25 protein-coding genes are annotated in these 22,044 nt (G+C 40.9%); 4 read left to right on the forward strand and 21 right to left on the reverse strand.

The window, feature by feature from the left end; all coding sequences use genetic code 11:
- Positions 1–2: 2 nt before the first annotated feature.
- The 5 genes from ACORHT_RS09185 to ACORHT_RS09205 all read right to left on the reverse strand — a co-directional run bounded on the left by ACORHT_RS09185 (position 3) and on the right by ACORHT_RS09205 (position 5,149).
- Complete coding sequence (locus tag ACORHT_RS09185) at positions 3–449, reverse strand: LytTR family DNA-binding domain-containing protein (protein WP_004250544.1); 447 nt, start codon at positions 447–449, stop codon at positions 3–5.
- A 118-nt stretch (positions 450–567) separates the two neighbouring features.
- A complete protein-coding gene (locus ACORHT_RS09190; protein ID WP_434350109.1) occupies positions 568–1,071 on the reverse strand; it encodes a phosphatase PAP2 family protein in 504 nt (167 codons plus the stop codon).
- A 113-nt stretch (positions 1,072–1,184) separates the two neighbouring features.
- Entirely contained in the window at positions 1,185–2,945 is a 1,761-nt protein-coding gene (locus ACORHT_RS09195) for an ABC transporter ATP-binding protein (protein WP_434350110.1), read from the reverse strand.
- Positions 2,935–4,704, reverse strand: a complete 1,770-nt coding sequence (locus ACORHT_RS09200; RefSeq protein ID WP_434350111.1) for an ABC transporter ATP-binding protein — start codon at positions 4,702–4,704, stop codon at positions 2,935–2,937. Before ACORHT_RS09200 ends, ACORHT_RS09195 begins: the two co-directional genes overlap by 11 nt.
- On the reverse strand, positions 4,688–5,149 hold the full coding sequence (locus ACORHT_RS09205) for a MarR family winged helix-turn-helix transcriptional regulator (RefSeq protein WP_434350112.1): 462 nt from the start codon (positions 5,147–5,149) through the stop codon (positions 4,688–4,690). The genes ACORHT_RS09200 and ACORHT_RS09205 overlap by 17 nt, the downstream gene beginning before the upstream one ends.
- Positions 5,150–5,344: 195 nt before the next feature.
- On the opposite strand from ACORHT_RS09205, the gene ACORHT_RS09210 reads away from it, so the two are divergent.
- A complete protein-coding gene (locus tag ACORHT_RS09210; RefSeq protein WP_434350113.1) occupies positions 5,345–6,010 on the forward strand; it encodes a hypothetical protein in 666 nt (221 codons plus the stop codon).
- A gap of 482 nt (positions 6,011–6,492) precedes the next feature.
- On the forward strand, positions 6,493–6,672 hold the full coding sequence (locus ACORHT_RS09215; RefSeq protein WP_434350114.1) for a hypothetical protein: 180 nt from the start codon (positions 6,493–6,495) through the stop codon (positions 6,670–6,672).
- 20 nt (positions 6,673–6,692) lie between these two features.
- Here ACORHT_RS09215 and ACORHT_RS09220 read toward each other — a convergent pair whose 3' ends face one another.
- Together ACORHT_RS09220 and ACORHT_RS09225 are read right to left on the reverse strand one after the other, a co-directional pair.
- Positions 6,693–7,409 (reverse strand): YebC/PmpR family DNA-binding transcriptional regulator, encoded by a 717-nt coding sequence (locus tag ACORHT_RS09220; RefSeq protein WP_434350115.1) that lies wholly within the window; start codon positions 7,407–7,409, stop codon positions 6,693–6,695.
- 97 nt (positions 7,410–7,506) lie between these two features.
- A complete protein-coding gene (locus ACORHT_RS09225; protein WP_434350116.1) occupies positions 7,507–8,877 on the reverse strand; it encodes an MATE family efflux transporter in 1,371 nt (456 codons plus the stop codon).
- A gap of 121 nt (positions 8,878–8,998) precedes the next feature.
- Here ACORHT_RS09225 and ACORHT_RS09230 point away from each other — a divergent pair, with 121 nt between their 5' ends.
- Positions 8,999–9,553 (forward strand): GNAT family N-acetyltransferase, encoded by a 555-nt coding sequence (locus ACORHT_RS09230; RefSeq protein WP_049549179.1) that lies wholly within the window; start codon positions 8,999–9,001, stop codon positions 9,551–9,553.
- Between the two features lie 355 nt (positions 9,554–9,908).
- Here ACORHT_RS09230 and ACORHT_RS09235 read toward each other — a convergent pair whose 3' ends face one another.
- The 7 genes from ACORHT_RS09235 to ACORHT_RS09265 all read right to left on the reverse strand — a co-directional run bounded on the left by ACORHT_RS09235 (position 9,909) and on the right by ACORHT_RS09265 (position 16,503).
- The gene (locus tag ACORHT_RS09235; protein WP_075232348.1) at positions 9,909–10,103 is read right to left on the reverse strand and encodes a PspC domain-containing protein; all 195 of its coding nucleotides are present in this window, start codon (positions 10,101–10,103) and stop codon (positions 9,909–9,911) included.
- A 172-nt stretch (positions 10,104–10,275) separates the two neighbouring features.
- Positions 10,276–11,430, reverse strand: coding sequence for a recombinase RecA (gene recA, locus ACORHT_RS09240; protein ID WP_049502853.1), 1,155 nt, complete (start codon positions 11,428–11,430; stop codon positions 10,276–10,278).
- 41 nt (positions 11,431–11,471) lie between these two features.
- A complete protein-coding gene (locus ACORHT_RS09245; protein WP_075232347.1) occupies positions 11,472–12,740 on the reverse strand; it encodes a competence/damage-inducible protein A in 1,269 nt (422 codons plus the stop codon).
- A 79-nt stretch (positions 12,741–12,819) separates the two neighbouring features.
- Positions 12,820–13,839, reverse strand: coding sequence for a biofilm formation/cell division transcriptional regulator BrpA (gene brpA / locus ACORHT_RS09250; protein WP_434350117.1), 1,020 nt, complete (start codon positions 13,837–13,839; stop codon positions 12,820–12,822).
- A gap of 4 nt (positions 13,840–13,843) precedes the next feature.
- Positions 13,844–14,365, reverse strand: coding sequence for a GNAT family N-acetyltransferase (locus ACORHT_RS09255; protein ID WP_434350118.1), 522 nt, complete (start codon positions 14,363–14,365; stop codon positions 13,844–13,846).
- Entirely contained in the window at positions 14,355–14,798 is a 444-nt protein-coding gene (tsaE, locus tag ACORHT_RS09260) for a tRNA (adenosine(37)-N6)-threonylcarbamoyltransferase complex ATPase subunit type 1 TsaE (RefSeq protein WP_414270563.1), read from the reverse strand. The genes ACORHT_RS09255 and tsaE overlap by 11 nt, the downstream gene beginning before the upstream one ends.
- 283 nt (positions 14,799–15,081) lie before the next feature.
- Positions 15,082–16,503: an NCS2 family permease gene (locus tag ACORHT_RS09265; RefSeq protein ID WP_434350119.1), complete on the reverse strand. Its 1,422-nt coding sequence runs from the start codon at positions 16,501–16,503 to the stop codon at positions 15,082–15,084.
- 197 nt (positions 16,504–16,700) lie between these two features.
- Between ACORHT_RS09265 and ACORHT_RS09270 the strand changes: the two genes are divergently transcribed.
- Entirely contained in the window at positions 16,701–17,513 is an 813-nt protein-coding gene (locus tag ACORHT_RS09270) for a Cof-type HAD-IIB family hydrolase (RefSeq protein ID WP_434350120.1), read from the forward strand.
- Positions 17,514–17,646: 133 nt separating this feature from the next.
- On the opposite strand, the gene ACORHT_RS09275 is transcribed toward ACORHT_RS09270, so the two are convergent.
- The 7 genes from ACORHT_RS09275 to spx all read right to left on the reverse strand — a co-directional run bounded on the left by ACORHT_RS09275 (position 17,647) and on the right by spx (position 21,961).
- Positions 17,647–18,072: an SP_0198 family lipoprotein gene (locus ACORHT_RS09275; protein WP_434350121.1), complete on the reverse strand. Its 426-nt coding sequence runs from the start codon at positions 18,070–18,072 to the stop codon at positions 17,647–17,649.
- A gap of 86 nt (positions 18,073–18,158) precedes the next feature.
- A complete protein-coding gene (locus ACORHT_RS09280; RefSeq protein WP_434350122.1) occupies positions 18,159–19,397 on the reverse strand; it encodes a bifunctional folylpolyglutamate synthase/dihydrofolate synthase in 1,239 nt (412 codons plus the stop codon).
- Between the two features lie 313 nt (positions 19,398–19,710).
- Positions 19,711–20,016: a DUF1292 domain-containing protein gene (locus tag ACORHT_RS09285; RefSeq protein WP_000017624.1), complete on the reverse strand. Its 306-nt coding sequence runs from the start codon at positions 20,014–20,016 to the stop codon at positions 19,711–19,713.
- Between the two features lie 15 nt (positions 20,017–20,031).
- Positions 20,032–20,451 (reverse strand): Holliday junction resolvase RuvX, encoded by a 420-nt coding sequence (gene ruvX, locus ACORHT_RS09290; RefSeq protein WP_311522501.1) that lies wholly within the window; start codon positions 20,449–20,451, stop codon positions 20,032–20,034.
- Positions 20,452–20,454: 3 nt separating this feature from the next.
- Positions 20,455–20,721: an IreB family regulatory phosphoprotein gene (locus ACORHT_RS09295; RefSeq protein ID WP_000507060.1), complete on the reverse strand. Its 267-nt coding sequence runs from the start codon at positions 20,719–20,721 to the stop codon at positions 20,455–20,457.
- Between the two features lie 96 nt (positions 20,722–20,817).
- On the reverse strand, positions 20,818–21,390 hold the full coding sequence (locus ACORHT_RS09300; protein ID WP_075229630.1) for an SP0191 family lipoprotein: 573 nt from the start codon (positions 21,388–21,390) through the stop codon (positions 20,818–20,820).
- Positions 21,391–21,562: 172 nt separating this feature from the next.
- On the reverse strand, positions 21,563–21,961 hold the full coding sequence (gene spx / locus ACORHT_RS09305; protein ID WP_000591164.1) for a transcriptional regulator Spx: 399 nt from the start codon (positions 21,959–21,961) through the stop codon (positions 21,563–21,565).
- Between the last annotated feature and the right edge of the window lie 83 nt (positions 21,962–22,044).

The following is a 22,044-nucleotide window of genomic DNA, read 5'->3' on the forward strand; positions in this document are numbered from 1 at the left end:
TCTTACCTCATGTTTCTTAGATTTTCTTTTAGGAGGGATTGGTAGTGCCGTGACACGTGCACCTCCTTGTGGGTCTGATAAAAGGAAATAGTGCCTGTCCCCGAGAAGGACTTGTCCACCGAGTAAACTTGCCGGATATTGGCAATAGTCGACTTGGATACCCGACTGAAATAGCGTGGCAGGATGGACTCTAGTTCATAGAGCTTGAGTCTCACCTCGTAGGCTTCTTTCTGGGTGTGGGCGTAAATCTTGCTACCTTCCGTCTCAAAGAAGAGGATTTCTGCCAAGTCTAAGTAATACTCACCCGTCCCCTTGTAAAAGATCAACCTAGGAGCCTTGGTTTCTTGCAAGAGTCGTTGCAAGTCAGCTATCTCATCTGTCAGGGCTGCAGCCTTGATGACAATCTCTGTCTCAGTTAATTCACTATCAATCTCGATTCGTAACTTCATCCTATCTCCTTTCTGCATCTACTATACCAAAGCCTATAAGACTTTACAAGGGCAAAAAAGCAAGTGGTCACTTTTGACCCGTAAGTGGTTACGAGGCCAAGCCCACTTGCTTTGCTTTTTAGAAAATAAAGAAAAGAATTCCCAAGAGGAGGCCACAGGCGTAGCCAACTAAAACATCCTTGGGATAATGAACACCACCTAAAACCCGCACAAAGCCGAGAAGAGCTGATAAAACCAACAAAACCAACCCCACAGGCAGATTTGCATGCAGGCAAGCCATGGAAATGATGGTTGCTGAAAAGACATGGCGGCTGGGCATTGAATTCCCAGAGCTATCCTTGTCTAGTAGCGGAATAATTTCCCAAGTCTCATAAGGACGCGGTTGATTGATCCACTTACGAACTAATGTCAATAGGACAAAGCCAAAAGCTGGCACCAAAATATAAGCAGAAAGTTCTTTCCCAACCCCTTTACTTACAAAGTTTGTTCCCAACAAGGTCAAGTAAGCTAAGGGCATCAGAACCGTCATCATGCGATTAAAGACTCGCATCAATTGCAATAGTTGTGGATGTCGAAGAAGACTTGATTTCCTCTGATCGTACCATTCTTGATAGTTTTTCATCTGTTTTCTCGTTGTTTCTAGATTTTACACAAGAAGCCTGACAGAACGAGTCCGCTAGCATCTCCTACTCTAGTATAGTGCAGAAAAAGAAGGCCGTCAAGCCTTCTTTTGATTTATTCTTCTGCTTGGTCTTCTGTAAATTGACTATTGTAGAGGTCTGCATAGAAACCACCTTGAGCCATAAGCTCTTCATGATTGCCTTGCTCGATGATGTTTCCTTCTTTCATGACCAGAATCAAGTCAGCATTGCGGATCGTTGACAAGCGGTGGGCGATGACAAAGGATGTGCGTCCCTCCATCAAACGGTCCATAGCTTTTTGAATCAACTCCTCCGTACGAGTATCGACTGAGGATGTTGCTTCGTCCAGAATCAAGAGCGGAGCATCCTTGAGCAGAGCACGAGCAATGGTCAAGAGTTGTTTCTGTCCGACTGACAAGGTCACTGTATCATCCAGGACTGTATCGTATCCATCAGGTAAGGTTGTGATGAAGTGGTGGATTCCTACTGCTTTGGCAGCTTCAATCACTTCTTCATCACTGATACCTGTTTGATTGTAGATGAGATTGTCACGAATGGTTCCTTCAAAGAGCCAGGTATCCTGCAAGACCATTGAAAAGGCATCGTGCACTTCTGAGCGCTTCATAGCCTTGGTATCTACACCATCAATGCGAATACTTCCCTTATCAATCTCATAGAATTTCATCAAGAGGTTAACAATGGTCGTCTTCCCAGCACCAGTTGGTCCGACAATCGCGACCTTTTGACCTGCATGAGCTGTCGCAGAAAAGTCGTGAATGATCGTTTTTTCAGGAGTGTAACCAAATGAAACTCTGTCAAAGACCACTTCACCCTTCACGTTGGTCAATTGTCTTTCCTTATGAGATTCATCTTCCATTTCCTCTTCACCTAGAAATTCGAAGACACGAGTCATGGCTGCACTAGCTTGTTGTAAGCTGGTAATTCCTTGGGCAATCTGTGATAAGGGTTGCGAGAAGGTTCGAACATAAACCATGAAGGCTACAATAATCCCGATACTGATATACCCTTCAAGAGCCAAGGCAGCACCGACGATAATGACTAGAACATAACTAAAGTTGCCTACAAAGACCATGGCAGGCATCATAATTCCAGAGATAAACTGAGATTTCCAAATGCTATCATGTAAATTCTGATTCAAGCCTGCAAATGTTTCTTTTGTTGGTTCCACAGCATTATAGCTGGTCACCACATTGTGGCCAGAGTACATTTCTTCCACATAGCCATTTACAGCTGCTAGGTTATTTTGTTGAGCTTTAAAGTAACCCTGCGACTTGGCCATAATTACGGAAACCGCCGTAAATCCAACAAGGGTTGAAACAACAGTTACCAGTGCCAAAATCCAGTTCATACCAAACATAGTAATCAAAACAGCAATCAGTAAAAAGCTAGCTGAAAGAACTGTCCCAAGGCTTTGGTTAAGAGACTGAGCTGCTGTATCAACGTCATTAGTCACACGAGAAAGGGTGTCCCCTTGAGAATGACGGTCAAAATAAGCAAGTGGCAAGCGATTGATTTTCTCAGCAATAGCTGTCCGCAATCGTTTTGAGAAATGTTGGATACTAGTTGAAAAAATGTAGGCTTGCGTATAGTTCAGAATAATCCCAATCACATAGAGGATAACCAAAAAGCTAGCAATACTTGAGACAGCCTTTAGATCAATCTCTGTCATTAACCCATCTGAAATCAAATTGGTAATTTCTTTGATCTTAGTTGGTCCATAAACCGTGATAATACTTGAACAGATAGCCGCCACAACTGCGACTAGTAGGGGAAGTTGGAGACCTGCTAGAAAAGGTCTACACTGTTTCCATAAGGACATTTTCTTATTTTCCATGTTCCAATTCCTCCTTCGATAGTTGTGAATAGGCAATTTCTTGGTAAACTTCATTGTTTGTAAGAAGTTCCTTGTGGGTGCCTTGTCCCACGACTTTACCTTGATCCAAGACTAAGATTAGGTCTGCATCCATAATGGTTGAAATGCGTTGGGCAACGATCAACTTGGTCATGGATTGTGTTTTTTCAGCTAATTCTTGGCGCAAGATACGGTCTGTCTTATAGTCCAAGGCTGAGAATGAATCATCAAAAATGAGAATCTCTGGTTTACGAGCCAAGGCGCGTGCAATGGCCAGACGCTGTCTTTGTCCACCTGAGAAGTTAGTCCCACCTTGAGCCACTTCTGAGTCAAGACCTGCTTCCTTATCCTCGATAAAGTTTTTAGACTGGGCCAATTCCAGAGCTTGCCACATGGCCGTCTCACTTAGTGGCGTTTCTTGACTCTTACCAAAGTCGAGATTACCCTTAACATCTCCAGAAAAGAGCACAGCTTTTTGAGGGATATAGCCAACTTTATTACGCAAATCTTCTAAGTCATAATTCTGAACATTGACGCCGTCTACTAGAATTTCTCCCTCTGACACATCATAAAAACGGGGTAAGAGGTTCACAAGCGTAGATTTACCAGAACCAGTTGAGCCGATAAAGGCAATGGTTTGCCCCGCTTCTGCCTTGAAGCTGACATGCTCCACAACTGCTTCTGAATTTTTAGAGTAGCGGAAGGTTACGTCGCGGTATTCCACTTGACCTTTTACAGAAGAGTTTGCTGTCTGTGGGTGACTAGGATTTTCAATAGTGGAGTGAAGGTCCAAGACTTGATTGATACGACCTGCAGAAATCAAGGTACGAGGCAAGACGATAAAGAGAGCACCCATGAGTAAGAAGCCCATTACCACTTGCATAGCATAGGACATGAAGACCACCATATCGCTAAAAAGGGGTAGACGCTCTGTCAAGCTAGCGTCGTTGATAAGATAAGCACCAATCCAGTAAATGGCAAGGACCAATCCGCTAGAAATCGCCATCATAATAGGATTCATAATGGCCATTAAGCGACTGACAAAGAGATTGAGTTGTGTGACTTCATCATTGGCTTCTTCGAATTTCTTATCTTGATATTCCTCAGCATTGTATGCACGAACAACCCGAATCCCTGTCAAGCTTTCACGAGTAATACTGTTCAGTTTATCTGTCAATTTTTGAATGACAGATTGTTTAGGAAAGGCCAAAGTCATCAAGACAGTTGTCATCAGAACATTGACGATAACGGCCACCACTACTGCCCAGATCCAGTATTCTGACTTGCCAAGGATTTTCCCGATGGCCCAAAGCGCCATGATAGGACCACGAGTGACCACTTGGAGTCCCATGGTAAAGAGCATCTGAATCTGCGTGATATCATTAGTCGTCCGAGTCAATAGACTGGGGATTGAGAAACGTTTAATTTCTGTCTGGGAGTAATCCAAAACACGATTAAAAATATCGCTTCGTAGATGAGCCGTATAGGATGCTGCAACTCGAGCGGCAAAAAATCCAACTGTTACAGATGATAGGAAGGCTAAGAATGACAAACCCATCATCTTAGTTGCTGGCGACCAAAGGTCTCCTAACTCCGTACCTGGCGTTCCGAGTAGTTCTGTTATTTTTGAAACATAAGTCGGTACTTCTAACTCTAGATAGACCGAGCAACAGGTAAAGAGAACAGTTATTAGAATCATGCCCCACTCTTTTCCTGTGATACGCTTAGCGAGTTTCTTCATTCTTACCTCCTATTTTTTCTACATTTGCTTGTAGTTGGCCCATGACTTCTTCAAAAATAGCGAGATTCTCTTCGGAAATACCATCAAGCAAACTACGGTTCATTCGATCAAAGAAAGACTTAACTTGCTTCATTTGAGAGCGTGATTTTTCGGTCAAATGAACAAATTTCGCCCGTTTATCACTTGGACTCACTTCCAACTCTACCAAACCATTTTGCACCATACGCTTGACCAAATTACTAGCAACTGACTTGGTAATATTGAGTTCTTGTTCAATATCCTTGATGAGTGTTAATTCTTGTTCATGCTCACGACGTTCTAAAAAACGAATGACCTGTCCTTGCGGTCCTCCCATAAATTCAATACCACTACGCTTGGCTTCCTTTTGCACCATCAGATGAAGCTGATGAGCAAAACACTTAAAAACCAACATCGGTTTATCCATGCTTTCTCCCTTCTAAGTAAAAATAGTTCCCATAAGAACATTTAAGTTTCCATGAGAACTATTTTGTCATTTCCAGAAAAGATGTCAAGAAAAAAGTTTCTATGAGAACTATTTTCTAATCATTGACAATAGTAGATAATTTATCTATAATAAGCCTAACTTATCTGATTACACTAGAAGTGGGAGAATTTTCAAATGAAACAAGAAGAGTATAAAACCTTAGGAATCCTTGCTGTCATTTTTGGAGCTGGTGCTCTTCTCAGCTCTCGGATACCAATTATCAATAGTCTAGCCTTTCTCCTTGGATTTGTTGCCTTGATCTTAGGAGTCATCGGTATCGGCCTCAATCTCCAAAATCAAAAAACATTAGCTATGATAGGTTCAAGTTTTGGCCTCATTTCCATTATCATTGTACTGATAAGCCAATTGCTATTCACTCCTATCTTCGCTGATTTTATAAGAGGCTATCGCAGCTCTTCTAATTATCTCATGGAAGAACCAACAAATGAAGATTGGCCAAATAGTATCATTGATGAATACGAAAACGAAGAGGAAGAAGAGATCTTTACCTGGACCCAAGACCAGTTTGATGCCTTAATAGAGGGAGACCCATCCAACCAAGGGCAAGGGGGTACCAACTACAGTGATATTATCAGAGAACATGGAATTCCAGATTCTGAGTCAGAATCAAATCTTGATAATCAAGAAACAAAAAGAATCTCCTATCTATCCCTTGGTTCACCTAGTAAGGCAGTTGTTTTAAACTTTGTAAAGCAGAAAAATGGTCAATTTCTTCTGATTCATAAATTTTCAATCGGCCTAGAATCACGAAAACAACATGATACTGGTATCAGAATCTAACATAAAATAAAAAGCGAACAGCATCAAAACTGTTCGCTTTTTATTAAAATCCATCTACTTTCTAGAATTTTCTCACATATATTTCCAAGTGACCCAATATCTTATAAAATAGCTGAGTTTTTCAGAGGTTTACGACATTTTCACCTTATTTTTTAAACTTTATAAAAACTCTTGGCTCTGTCGGCGTACCGTGATATAATATAGTCAAGATAAGAGCTTGCTGAGATCTACAAAGAAGATCGGCTCAAAAAACTTGAAAAGGCGATAGATAATTCCCCTAAAACAGTAACGTCTATCGCAAAACAAAAGATGTAAGCCCAAACCCAGTGAAAGAAAAAAGAAATGCTAAGAAGTAGATACGAAAGCCCCTCGAACTTCTATTTTATCAAATGAAAAGAGGGAAACCAATTGTTAGTTCAATAGCTGTTTTTATAATGGCAATCAACGTCTATATTTATCTAAAAACGAAAAGGACAAATAAAATGAGAAAAGTTATTCAAGAATTATTAGATAGTTCCATTTCTACATCTGCGATTTCACAAGGTGCTGATGTTCCTTGGTCTACCATTTCGGATCTTAGAAAAGGAAAAACAAGTATGGACAAAATGGCTCTCCTAACTGCAGAAAAACTTTATGAATTTGCTACAAGCAAAAAACAGTGACTTGGCACTGTTTTTTTGTATTAGAACCCATCAACGTTCGTATAAATCTTTTGGACATCTTCGTCGTCTTCAAGGACTCCGTAGAGTTTTTCAAATGTTTCTAAATCTTCACCTGACAACTCAACTTCTGATTGAGGAATCATCTCAAGTTCTGTTACTTGGAATTCTTCGATACCAGACTCACGCAAAGCAACGATAGCCTTGTGAAGATCAGTTGGAGCTGTGTAAACGGTGATTGTTCCTTCTTCTGCTTCTACATCGTCTACATCGACATCTGCTTCTAGCAAAAGTTCAAAGATTGCATCCGCATCGTCACCTGAAAATACGATGACACCCTTGTTGTCAAAGAGGTAAGATACAGAACCTGAAGCTCCCATGTTTCCGCCGTTTTTACCAAAGGCAGCACGTACATTGGCAGCTGTACGGTTAACGTTTGAAGTCAAGGTATCCACGATGAGCATAGAACCATTTGGTCCAAAGCCTTCGTAACGTCCTTCTGTAAAGGTTTCGTCTGTGTTTCCTTTTGCTTTATCGATTGCTTTATCAATAACGTGTTTTGGCACTTGCGCTTGTTTAGCACGGTCGATAACGAATTTCAAAGCTGAGTTTGATTCTGGATCTGGATCACCTTTTTTAGCTGCCACATAGATTTCTACACCAAATTTTGCATATACTTTAGAGTTAGCTCCATCTTTAGCCGTTTTCTTGGCTACGATATTGGCCCATTTACGTCCCATTAGGAATCTCCTTTTTTCACATTTTAATCTTTCTTATTATAACACAAGTCTATCCGATTTTCACTAGAGGAAACGGATTTTTCTTTTGTAAATCAAGCTAGGATTTCACTCCACTCAGCAAGAGCTCCTTGCCCTCCTTTATCCAAGGGTGCTTGAAGAGCGAGAAGTAAAGTTGGATGGTCATGACTAGCCAGATCAGGGGTTCGCAAAAAATAACACCTAAATAGCCAGACCAAGGAATAATCCAAGCAACAAAAGCAATCTTTCCTATGAGCTCAATAAAACTAGATACCAAAGGAAGGAGCTTTTGCCCTAAACCTTGCAAGCAATTCCGATAAATCAGCAAGAGACTCAAGATGGGATAAAAAGTAGAACTGATGCGCAGATACAAAGTGCCATTTTCTACCAAATAAGAGTCTGTCGAGCTTGCCAGGAAGGAGACCAAGGCAGGACTGGCAAAGAATAGGAAAATACAGACAAAGGCTGCCCAAGACATACTCAAACGACTAGAAATCCGAAGTCCTTGGACAATGCGGTCTGGTCGCTTGGCTCCATAGTTTTGAGAGGTGAAAGTCGTTATGGAGGCCGAAATAGAGGTCATCGGTAGTAAAGCAAAGGCCATAATACGCCTTGCCGCCGTTTGAGCACTGATAATGACTGCTCCAAAACTATTAACCGATGATTGTAAAATGACGCTACCAATAGAGACAATAGAACCCATCATCCCCATAGCTAAGCCTTGCTCCAAAAGATCTACATAGAGAGCCTTGTCCCACTTAAAATGCTTGAGACTAGGCAGCAACTCAGGCACACTCCTGCGGATATAGAAAAAGCAGAGAAGAGCTGATAAACCTTGCGATATGATTGTCGCAAGACCTGCAGACTGGACTCCCAATTGCAGTTGTGTGATAAAGTACAAGTCAAGGGCGACATTGATCAGAGCTGAAAAAATCAAAAAGCCAAGCGCCGCAAGGCTATCACCAACTGACCGCAATAAACCTGCAAAGAGATTGTAGGCAAAGCTGACGCCGACACAGCTGACAATCATGGAGATATAATCGTAAGACTGGGGGAGAATCTCTGTAGGAGTTTCTAGATATTGGAGAAGTGGATAGAGGCCGACAAAGCCTATCGCCATAACAATCACACTTAAAAGGGCTCCTAAGATCCAAGTGGCTGCGACAGCTTCTTTAATCTTTGAAAAGTTACGGGCTCCATAATAGCGGGCAATCACCACTCCCATTCCATTGCCAACTCCGAGAGCAAAACCGATAATCAAGTCGAAAATAGCCGTTGTTGCTCCAACAGCCGCCAAGGAGGATGGGCCTAGAAAACGTCCAACAATCAAAATATCAGCCGTATTGTAGAGTTGCTGAAAGATATTAGACAACAAGATTGGAAAGGCGAAGCTCAAAAGCGAGGGAAGGATGGGACCATGAATCAGGTCCACAGTTGATTTTTTATTCATAAGGCTATTATATCAGCTTTCTAGAAGAGGAACAAGGTCAGACTTAGCCTCTAACTCCCAAGAAAGCGGTTGCCTAGAAACTAACAATTTGGTATAATCGTGACAGAAAAGGAGTTTATGCATGAGCTTAACCAGCCAATTAATTACAGATGTATTTCCAGACCTTGAGAAAGTTGAAAAGTTAAATATCGAAGCCTTTCCTGAAGAAGAGCGAGTGTCCCTGTCTGAATTTTTACAATATCAGGATCGAGACGATGCCCACTTTTTCGCCTTTTACAACGAAGAGGAATTTGTAGGATTTGCCTTTGCCATTTCCAATCAAAAGGCTTTCTACATAAGCTTTTTTGCCATTATGCCTCATTTGCGTAGCCACGGCTATGGCAAAGAAATCATTGAAAAGCTGATTGATTTTTACCAGCGTACCATGATTCTTGAAGTTGAACGTTTGGATGAGGAATGCGATAACCTCGAACAGCGAAAAGCCCGCATGGAATTCTATAAACAAAATGGCTTCAAAACCGCCAATGCCTTTTTGGAGTACGAAGGTCTTAGTTTTGAAATTCTATATCGTGGCGACCACTTTGATGAAGAAGCCTACCGTGATATCTTCCAAAAATTGCAAGAAGAAAATTATTTCGACTTCCACATCGAGTACCGTCGTTTCAGCGACCACTAACCTATACTGCAGTCTTGAACTTCCCAGTAAGAAACTGCAAATTTCTCTACAATGAATACCCAATCACCTGCACTACAGGTGATTTTTTTGTGATTCCGAAATAAGATGAAAACTTGGACAAAATTATCACCGCATATCACAAATAAGAGGCTGGGACAAAAGTCCTAGCCTCTCAATTGTCTTTGGATTGTCGAGCAAGACGCAGTGGTTAAGTGGACTCTACTACGCTGATTTCATCAGCTTTTACATCTCTACTCAACTGTGCGGAGGTGGGACGACGAAATCGAATTCTAACGAATTACCGATTTCTGTCCCACTCTCTTATCATGATTTATCTCATAAAGATGCACTAAGTTTACGCTTCTGTTCCAACTTCTGGCATGATGAGCCAAAAAATGAGGTAAGCAAGAATTCCTGATCCACCTAGCAATGTGAAAAGAATCCAAAGTCCACGAACAAGTGTTGCGTCAATGTCTAAATAGTCAGCAAGTCCTGCACAAACACCAGCAATTTTTTTATCTTGAACATTACGAACTAGACGTTTTTCCATAATAATCTCCTTATACTAATTTTTCTTTTAATTTATTTCATAACCAAATCAAATCTTTTTCAATAGTCTTCCTAATTTTTACTGTGAAAATCTGTCATTCCTGCTCTCATAACCTTGTTTCTTTATTCTCATATAGCAGAAAAAGTGGGGATTCCTCCACCACTTTCACTTTTTAATCTTCAATTTCGATTTCAAGATCATCGCCAAGGTCAAGAGTCACTTCTTGATTAGCTACTTCTGATTCTACAGGTGCAACTTTTTCATCGGCTACTGCATCATCTTCAATCAAGCCAAACTTGACACGAACTTGGTGGTCAATCTCGTCAAAAATTTCTGGGTGATCCGCCAAGTATTTCTTAGCATTTTCAGAACCTTGACCGATCTTTTCGTCTTTATAAGAGTACCATGCTCCTGCCTTCTTGATGATGTCCAGATCACTTGCAATCTTCAAAAGCTCACCAGTTCTTGAAATCCCTTCACCATACATGATTTCAACAAAGGCTTCTTTAAATGGTGGAGCCACCTTGTTTTTAACAACCTTAATCTTGGTTTCCTTACCTACGCTCGTATCTTTTTGATCACCAGTTCCCTTGATTTGTGTGCTTCCACGAACATCCAAACGAACAGAAGCGTAAAATTTAAGAGCACGTCCACCAGGAGTTGTTTCTGGATTACCAAACATAACCCCTACTTTTTCACGCAATTGGTTGATGAAGATAGCAATTGTCTTTGTCTTGTTAATAGAAGCACCAAGTTTACGCATAGCCTGGCTCATCATACGAGCTTGAAGACCAACGTGGCTATCTCCGATATCTCCATCGATTTCCGCACGAGGTACAAGGGCAGCAACTGAGTCGATAACAACAAGGTCAACGGCACCTGAATCAATCAATTTCCCTGCAATTTCAAGACCTTGCTCACCTGAGTCTGGTTGTGACAAGAGCAATTCATCAATGTTAACCCCAAGAGCTGCTGCATAGGCTGGATCAAGAGCGTGTTCCGCATCGATAAAGGCTGCAATTCCGCCTTCTTTTTGCGCTTGCGCTACCGCATGAAGGGCAACTGTTGTCTTACCTGATGATTCTGGTCCGTAGATTTCAATGATACGTCCCTTTGGATAACCACCTGATCCGAGTGCGATATCAAGAGCCAAAGAACCTGAACTCATCACTTGGACCTTTTGCTCTGCACGTTCACCCAAGCGCATGATTGACCCTTTACCAAAGTCTTTTTCGATCAATTTAAGGGCATCATTCAAGGCTTTTTCACGATCAGCACCGAATTTTTTGCCAATTTCGTCTAATTTTTTTGTTGGTTTTTTCGCCATTTTATTCTCCTGTATTCTAATAGTCCTTAGACCTTCTTCTATTATAACAAATCTCCATCACTTAATAAAGCTTTGCGAACTAGGTTAAAGGCATGTAAGACTGCAATTTCTCGGACATCAGCTCGACTTCTGCCTGCGATATTGGCCTGGATAACTTCTGTCCCCGAAGCTTGCGCCAAAGCAATAAAAACTGTACCTGCTGGATGTCCTTCTAGACTATCTGGCCCAGCTACTCCCGTCAAACTAATTCCAAAATCTGACTGGGTTTTGATGCGCGCCTGTTCAGCCATTTTTTCAGCAGTAAAGGCTGAGACGACTCCATGTTTTTCCAATTCAGCTTGTGGAATATCAAGCATCTTAGATTTTTCTTCAAAGCTATAGGTCACAAAACCACCTTTAAAGATAGCAGATACACCTGAAAAATCTGCTAAAGTTGCTTGAAAAAGACCTGCAGTCAAGCTTTCTGCTGCAGTGATGGTTTTCTTTTGCTTTTTCAACTCTTCTACTACCAGGCTAGCCAAGCTAGTTTCTTCCCCATAGCCATAGCAAATTTCTCGAAGTGAAACACCCTCAAAGGTTTCTCTTTCAAGGATTTTTTGTTCTAGAGCATCTAGAACACGATCCGCGTCTTCTTGACTCTTAGCCTTGGTCGATAAGCGAAGGGTCACTTCCCCAGTTTTAGCATAAGGCGCCAAGGTTGGATCTGTCTGCTGGTCAATTAAATCTGATAGAATGGTCACTAACTGGCTCTCACCAATCCCAAAGAAACGCAGGACACGTGAATAGAGTTTAGAGCCCGTTGTCAATCTCGGAAGCAGCTCATTTAAGACCATGGGTTTCAATTCACTTGGAGGTCCTGGTAGAACGACGTAGGTTACCCTAGCCACCTCGATCATGCCACCGACTGCCAGCCCTGTTTCGTTTGGTAATGGAGTTGAACCTTGAACGATTTGAGCCTGGCGTTCATTATTTGGTGTTCTAGCATAGTCTGGTCGGTAAGCAAAAAAATCATCCAGTTTAGCCTGAGCCTGAGGATCAAAAGTCAAGTCACGTCCCAAAAATTGGGCCAAAGTTTGCTTGGTCAAATCATCTTCCGTCGGCCCCAAGCCACCTGTTAAAATGACTAGACTACTGCGATTCTGAGCAATTTCTAACAAGGATAAGAGACGAGCCTCGTTATCTCCTACAGCTGTCTGAAAATAGACATCTACACCGATTTCAGCCAACTTTTCAGACAAGAATTGCGCATTGGTATTGACAATCTGACCTGTCAAAATCTCTGTCCCGACAGCTATAATTTCTGCTTTCATTTTTTCCTCCTACTTACCTATTCGAATTTCTTTGAAAAAATCGCAGGATAATTCCTACGATTTGATGGATAATTTCTTGTTATTCTGACTCTTCAGAAGATGGTGGCAAGTGGCCAAAAAGATTCTCATACAAGACTATATTGGTCTCCAAATTCGTAACCTCTGGTTGTCCGAGCGAACGGCGTAAAAGATTTTGCATCTCTAGTATATGCTCACCAGAAACGATTTGGTAAGAAATCCCGTCAATCATTTCACCTTCACCACGTAATTGTTGGGTTTCGATATTTTTAAAGGAATCTTGATAACCCATCAACTGAGGAATGGTTGTCGTTGTAATCTCGATATTTGTCTGCATGTTGTCACTAAGAGCCTTCAGAATCTCTTGGTAGTGACTCACACTGTTCAAACTAAGAATTTTCTCGACAACCTTTTGAATCACTTCACGCTGGCGTTTTTGACGACCATAGTCCCCTTCAGGATCCTGATAACGCATGCGTGAATAAACAAGGGCTTCTTCACCATTGAGGGTTTGCTCACCGACTCCAATCGAAATCGTATTAAAAGGTTCCTGATCTTGAATAGAAATTGGGAAACCAAGAGTGTTGTTGACTGTAATTCCACCCACAGCATCAACCATTCTTTGAAGGCCATGCATGTTGACCATCACATAACGGTCGATGTGGATATTCATCATCTTTTCAATAGTTGAAATAGCCAGCTCTGCGCCACCATTAGCATAGGCAGCATTGAGTTTAGCCTCACTTACACTACCGTCTGAATGCTGGATTTGCGTCAGAATATCACGCTCCAAACTCATCATGATAGTTTTCTTGGTTTTAGGGTTTACTGTCACCAAGATCATCGAATCACTGTTACCTGCCCATGGGTCTGTACGTTCAACGTTCCCCGTGTCCACACCCATCAGTAAAATCGTCAGTGGCTCAGTTGCTTCAATTACCTTGGTTTCTTCCCCGATTTTTTTATAGGTTTTGGCTAGAGTCTGCGTACTTTGCTGATAAATTGTATAGGCATAAGCTCCTACACCTAGCACTGTCACAAGGACCAAACCCAAAAACATTCCAATTATTTTTTTTACCATACTCTTATTCGTCTATCAGTTGACCCATCAGGTAAACATCTAGAAACTCTCCTCCTTCTATACAAGCACCACGTTCCTGTGATCCTTCTATGATAAAACCCATTTTTTCATACAAATGAACGGCAGCTGTATTGCGTTTTTGTACTGTCAATTGTAAGCGGCGAATACTACCGCTAGATTTAGCCCATTCAATCGCTTCTTTCATCAAGATACTACCAAGGCCACAGCCCCAAAAAACTTTCTTGATTCCCAAGAAAACATCTCCGATATGACGGACCCGCGGTCGTTGATCGGCTGTAATATTGATTATGCCTGCAAGATCATCATTCAAAAAAGCTAGTAGGGTGATTTGATTATCTGACTGGGCTTGTTGGTCAATGAACAACTCCATCTCAGACTCACTCATTGAGATTCCATTTTCATCCAAACTAGTAAAAGTCGACTCTTGTCCTATCTGATCCAGAAGGTTAATGACGGCTGAGGCATCATGGATTTCTGCCTCACGAATTAAAAGATCATACTCCATCCGTCAACCTCTTTACTAAGTCTGTAGCCCTGCTACCATAAGGGTGAAAGTTAATTTCTCGTCCCTCATCTGTTTTCAAGATTTCTAACTCTAGATAGTCTTTAGGCAGGTCTTCTCCTAGCAGATGTCCCCACTCAATAACTGTTACACCTTCTCCAAAAAGAAACTCATCTAGGTCAATCGAGTCGGCATCTCCTTCGATGCGATAAACATCTAAATGATACAAGGGTAGACGACCTTCATACTCTCTAACGATGGTATAGGTTGGACTCTTAATCATTTGATGAATCTCTAACCCCTTTGCCAGACCTTTTGTTAAGGTCGTTTTCCCAGCACCTAATTCACCAGTTAAAATCAAAACATCATTTTTTTCTAGCAGAGAACCTAGCTCTTTCCCAAGTGCTATCAGCTCATCTTCATTTTTTGTGTACATGTTACTATTATACCAAAAAGTTTTCTTTTGTGACATTTCCATCAACAAAAAACGAAGTTGTGGGACAGAAATCGATGGTCCAAATCTCCTTTTCCTAATCCCAGACCAGCGGAGCATCAGTAATAGACTGAATTGTTAAAGTTTATGAATCTTAAAAATGAAACTTTGGTTAAGAAATATTTGGATAGTAAAAAAACCAATCATCAGGCATTTTAAAAATTCACTGCCCACAAAAAGGAGGTCGGGAAAAATCCCGCCCTCCCTCATTTTTAAGTTTTTGTCCTTAGTTTAGAGCCATGCTGATGTAGTTCAAGATGAACAAAGCATCCAAAATCCAAATCATTGCATGAACATCTTTAATTTGACCTTTAACAATTTTCGTCAAAGTGTAAGTTAGGAAACCAATCGCAATCCCCTGAGTGATTGAGTAGCTGAATCCCATAAAGATAGATGTGAAGAAAGCAGGCACTGCTTCTGACATATCATCCCAAGGGATGTTTTTTAAGTTAGAGAGCATCATGATTCCGACGATAATCAAAATTGGTGCTGTTGCTGCTGAAGGAACAATAGCAAGAAGTGGGCTAAAGAAGCTAGATAGGGCGAAACAGATAGCAACTACTAATGCTGTCAAACCAGTACGTCCACCAGCACCGATACCTGCTGCTGATTCGATATAAGTTGTAACGTTTGAAGTACCAGCAATGGCACCAACTGAAGTCGCTACCAAGTCAGAGTAAAGAGCCTTATCCAATTTATCTGACTCATGGTTTTCACCGTTTGTTGCAACGATACCAACTTTTTCACCTGTACCGATAAGAGTACCGATTGTATCAAAAATATCAGTCAATGAGAAGGCAAGAATAGCCATCAAAGTTTCTGGTAAACGAGAAGTATTTGAAATCAAAGACCCTAAACCTTCTGATCCAAGACCTGCGCCAAACAAAGTTCCCAAATCGTTAATCGCTGATGAAAGATTGTTGCTTGCAAAATCAATACTAGACAAATCAACAACACCAACTGCAATTGCAAGAACTGTAGTTGTTAAGATAGAAAGGATGATACCACCTTTGATCCCCTTAACAACGAAGAAGATAGTAATGGCAAGACCTGCAAGAGCTACCAAGACAGCTGGAGTGTTGAAGTCTACCAATCCTGGAACAGCTGCTGAGTTTGCAGTAAGTGCTGCTTGAGCCTTATCTGCCCCTTCACCTGCAACTGTATAAGTCCCTGGGTCAATTGAGAATTTCAAAAGACCAGCATTCTTAATACCGACATAGGCAAGGAAAACGCCAATACCAGCTGAGATTGCTGAACGAAGAGTTGTAGGAATGGATTCGATAATCATTTTACGAACATTGGTTAATGTAATAATCAAGGAAATAATCCCACAGATGAAGACCATACCTAAGGCTTCTTGCCATGTATAGCCCATCCCAAATACAACCGTAAAGGTAAAGAAGGCATTTAGACCCATACCTGGTGCCTGAGCATATGGCAAATTCGCATAGAAGGCCATCATTGAAGTTCCTACAACCGAACCAATGATTGTCGCTAAGAAAACACCTTGAACTGGCATTCCAGTTTGTGAAAGCATTTGAGGGTTTACAAAGAGAATATAACTCATTGCAAAGAATGTTGTTAAACCAGCAAGCACCTCTGTTCGGACATCTGTCCCGTGCTCTTTTAGTTTAAATAGTTTGTCCATTTTTAATCTCCTTTGTCATTTTACGAACAATGAAACCATTATATCATCAATCATTCACCTTTTCAAGGTGTTTTTTTAAAAAATTAAAAAACACTAATAGATATTGTTCTCCCGCATTTCACTTAGAGTCAGCTTTTCTCTCCGCTTTTTGATATAATAGAAAACATCTTATCTGAAACTAGATTCGGGAGGATCTTATGACTAAAAAAATGATTGCCGTCGACTTGGACGGAACCTTACTTAATGGCGAAAGCAAACTATCGGATTTTACCAAGGATACTATCAAACAAATATCTAAAAAGGGCCACCATGTCGTGATTGCAACAGGTCGCCCTTATCGTATGGCTAAAGATTTTTATGACCAGCTTGAACTTGAAACGCCTATGATCAATTTCAATGGTTCGCTCACTCACCTGCCTGGTAAGGTTTGGGAGCATGAAAAATGCCTGACTGTTGATAAAAAATATCTCTTAGATATGGTTCAACGAAAAGAGGAAATCGAGGCAGACTTTATCGCTGGTGAATACCGTAAAAAGTTCTACATTACGGCTCCCGACAAGGAGATTGCCGACCCTAGGTTATTTGGTGTTGAAAACTTCAAACCTGAAAATCAATTTAATTCTGAGCTTGTCACCAAGGATCCTAACTGCATTTTATTGCAGACTCGCGCAAGTGACAAATATGCCCTAGCAGAAGAGATGAATCTGTTTTACAAGCACCAACTAAATATTAACACTTGGGGTGGTCCTTTAAACATCCTCGAATGTACACCCAAAGGAGTTCACAAGGCCTTTGCCCTTGAATACCTTCTCAATGTCATGAATGTGGATAGAAAAAACTTGATTGCCTTTGGCGACGAACACAATGACCAAGAGATGCTTTCCTTTGCAGGCAAAGGATATGCTATGAAAAATGCTAATCCTGCTCTACTTCCTTTCGCTGACCAACAGTTGCCACTAACCAACGAGGAAGATGGGGTTGCTCACTTTTTACAGGAACTCTTCCTTTAACATCATCCATTCTGTACTTTTGGGTAGAACTCAACTACCTTAAAAGTATGGAATTTTTTAATCACCAGAAATTGATGGAAGAAAAAAGGACTTGAATCTGTTTTATTTAGATTCAAATCCCTACAAATAATGTTTATTTCTTTAACACGATACGGTCTGAAATTTCACGATCCATATCATCAATGATAATCTGGTTTTCTTCTGCTACATAAACCTTAATATCGTCTCCAACAAAGACTCGCTGGTTTTCTGGTTCGAAGGTTACCTTTTTAATTTTCTGATCCCCATCAGGCTCTACTTCCGTCCATGTTCCAGTATTTCCAGTAACGACCAAGGTAATGGTATCGCCATCATCTTGTCCCGTATAGGTTCCATCAATATTAGTTACTGAACTAGCTGTTGAACTAGAAGCAGATGTTTCCGATTTCTGACTAATGCTCGCTTCTGCACTAGTACTTGCTTGAGAGGAAGGAGTTGACTGCGCTTTTAGGGAGCAAGCAACTAAGAGACTAAGACTTGCTACAGCAGCAAGAGAAAGTGTGAATTTTTTTAGTGACATAGGGTCTCCTTTCTTTTAACAACTATGAAGTAGCATAATACTGCTGAGCCATTTCACCCCTACTATATCAAATAAAGAGAGCGGGGTCAAACATTCACAAGATAGGCACGAACCTCAGATATAAAATAGAGGGAACCTGTCACAAAAAGCAAGTCCTTCTCCCCTGCAGAAGCTTCAAAGCCATCTATAAAATCTCGATATGAAGCAATACTTGTATAATCTCCAAAGTCTTGCTCTTCCAAGGAACCCTGATAGTCAAAACTCGTAACATAGAGAGCTACATCAGGTAAATGCTCTGTTAAATAAGTAAGCATTCCACTATAATCTTTCCGCTTTAGGGCACCAAATAGGATTTGAGGCTGATACCCTTGCTGGATTTGTTCTTGGATAAACTCAACCAAACGCTCTAGAGCTGGTAAATTGTGAGCCCCGTCCAAATAGATGTGCTCAGTGACAGCTTCTAGCCTTCCAGCCCATTTAGTAGCTTGCAAGGCAGCACGTACTGCTTCTTGATCTACTTTCTCGTCTCTTTGTGCCATAAATAATAGGAAAGTTTGCAAGGCAAGAGCTGCATTTTCCTCTTGATAGACTCCTTCCAAACCTAGTTTTAATTGTCCCAGTTCCGCTAGAGCTGAAGAAAACTGTCCTTCTTTGAAAGAAAAATCTTTGTCAGCTTGATAGAGAGTCACACCTAAATCTTCCGCAATCTTTTGACAAACAATCTGTGCTTCCGGTACTAAGTTTGCAATCACTGCTACTCTTTCTGGCTTAAAAATTCCTGCTTTCTGTTTAGCGATTTCTTCCAGACTATTGCCCAAGGTCTCCTGATGATCTAGGCCGATTGATGTAATAACTGCAATCTCTCCAGTCACCACATTAGTGGTATCAAGAAGTCCACCAATCCCAACTTCTAATAGAACTAGATCCACCTCTTGTTCTTTAAAATAGAGTAGAGCAATCAAGGTCAGCAACTCAAAAAAAGATAGCTGATCGTGGGTTTCTAAAAGTTTTTGCTCCATCGTCTTGACTTGATCTGCTAAACGAATAAAATCTGCGTCCGATACGGGGGCGCCATTAATGCAGATACGGTCATGGATGCTGACAATGTGGGGCGAAGTAAAGGTCCCCACCTTCTTTCCATGACTAGCAAAAAGCTCCCTCATAAAAGCAATAGTTGACCCCTTGCCATTTGTCCCTGTCACATGAATAATTGGATAGGTTTGCTCAGGATTCCCCAGCAAATCTACTGCTCTTTGCATCCGTCCCAATCCTGATCTAAAATTCAATCCAATCCGACTATGAAGCCATTTTTCTACTTCAATCATGCTTATCTCCTTAATAAAAAAGCGAAGATTCTCTTCGCTTTTTACTCATTTTGCTAGATACTAGCTAAATTTTATTTTTAGCGTCAGGCTAAAAACGTCCACCGGACTTACCAGTTCTCTCTTATTTCAAGGAACTGGGCTGATACAGTCTACCAGACTTACTAGCTCTCTCTTAATTCAAAGAGTTGGGGTAAAAACATCCCCCGAACTTACTGACGGTTTTTATTTTTAGCGTCAGGCTAAAAACGTCCACTGGACTTACCAGTTCTCTCTTATTTCAAGGAACTGGGCTGATACAGTCTACCAGACTGTATCACTCCTCCATAAAGCTGTTGAAGACTTCTTCAATCATGTTCCATTCATCTTCTGAATCTTCAGGGATTGGTTGCAATTCGCCTTCTGTTCCATCTTCATTTTCGATGAATGAGTAAGCTTGGATTTCAACTTCTCCGTTTTCATCTTCTTCTGCATTAACTGGTACAAGAAGGACATAGTTTTTACCAAATTCTTCTTTTCCGTCAATGGTCAAAAGGATTTCAAACAAAGTTTCGTTTCCTTGCTCATCTACTAGTGTAATTAATTCACGTTCTTCGTGGTCGTGGTTATGATCGTGTGACATAGCCTCTCCTTTATATTAAAATTTTCTATCTAAATAATTTTGTAAAATCAGCTGAGCTGCTAACTTATCAATGACTTTCTTTCGCTTATTGCGACTAATATCTGCTTGCTCAATCAACATACGCTCAGCGGCAACCGTAGTCAAGCGTTCATCTTGATAATCTACCGGTAAGCCAAAGAGCTCTACCAACTTCTCGCCATATGCCTGGCTAGCTTCCACCCGTGGGCCACTTGTGTTGTTCATGTTTTTAGGCAAACCGACAACAAACTGCTCCACTTTATAGGCTTCAACCAATTCTTTGAGACGTTCAAAACCAAACTGACCTTGTTCTTCATTGATTTGGATGATTTCAAGCCCTTGAGCCGTAAACCCAAGTGGATCACTAATCGCTACCCCTACCGTTTTTGAACCAACGTCCAATCCCATAATTCTCATAGATTATAGATCGACTCCTTGTCCTTTAAGGTAGTAGCGAACCAGTTCTTCAACGATTTCATCTCGCTCATACTTACGGATTTGATTTCGTGCATTGTTATAACGAGGAACGTAAGCTGGGTCTCCACTGAGAACATAGCCCACGATCTGGTTAATAGGGTTATAGCCCTTTTCATTCAAAGAAGCATAGACATCTGTCAATGTTTCACTGATTTCTTTTTTATTGGAATCGTCCAATTTAAAACGTACGGTTTCTTCAGTAAATCCCATTCTAACACCCTCTTTCCTTAGAATAGTACTATTATAGCACATTCGCGGTCGTTCTACAAATCACACAGTCTGATTCTGCTGATTTTCTCTGACTTTTTACTGGACTGTTGCCCCATTTGCAACACGATTAGCAATATAGTCCTCTGGTTCGTTTTTCAATAGATTTTCCAGTCCAACATTCTTCAAGTATTCGTTTTCACTGGCTTTTTTAATATCCATCGTTTGGAAATCATAGCTAGTCTTGGTTTCCATTTCTTTCTCATTTAAAAGAGTCGTTTCAATGGTAAAGCCTGAAATTTTTCGAGCTGCTTGCACAGACTCATCCTTGTCCTCAGCTTCTTTAAGAGCTTTTTTAGCTTCGTCTAATCCACGTTCAGAAATATAAGTTTTTAAATCTTCTGATACGGGACGTTTTTGCTGAATGGTCAAGCTTAAAAATTGATTGCCTTTGTAAGTAATGATTTGAGTTTGCTGTGCTCCACTCTCATCAGCTGGTAAAACTAAGGTCTTGGTAACAACTGTATTCTTGGTTGCATTTTCTAATACGGGCAAGGTAGACTGTAGAGCTTCTTGAGAACTCTCAGTAGTTGAAGCTGCTGTTTCTTTTTTCTGACCACATCCAACGAGCAAAAATAGTGCTGCGAATGTTCCAATGACTAACTTTTTCATAAATCCTCACATGTTATCAAATTTGTGCTCAATGAAAATCAAAGAGCAAACTAGGAAGCTAGCCGCAGGCTGTACTTGAGTACGGCAAGGTGAAGCTGACGTGGTTTGAATTTGATTTTCGAAGAGTATTAAATATTAGAGAAGGCCAGGAGTCACTCCCAGCCTTGATGTTTTATAGAGCCGCACGTAAACGCGCTTCTGCATTTTCCACATTACGGACAGAGCGTGGCAAAAAGGCACGGATATCGTCTTCTTTATAGCCGACTTGTAGGCGTTTCTCATCTACAAGAATCGGACTTTTCAAGATACGTGGTGTTTCCATAATCAGGTTGAGCACTTCATTCACACTCAAATCTTCGATATCAACACCAAGGGCCTTTGCATAACGATTTTTTGATGATACGATACTTGCAATTCCATTGTCTGTTTTTGTCAAAATATCAAGTAGTTCTTCTCTCGAAATTCCTTCCTTACCGAGGTTTTGTTCTTTATAACTTAACTGGTGGGCATTGAGCCAGGTCTTCGCTTTTTTACAGCTAGTACAACTTGAGACTGTATAAATTTTGATCATGTACCTACCCCTTTCGCTACATGTTACTATCAGTTTAGACTATTATACCATAAAAAACATCGGACTTGCGACCTATTTTTAAA

The organism is Streptococcus sp. KHUD_014, assembly GCF_051106275.1.
Classification (GTDB): domain Bacteria; phylum Bacillota; class Bacilli; order Lactobacillales; family Streptococcaceae; genus Streptococcus.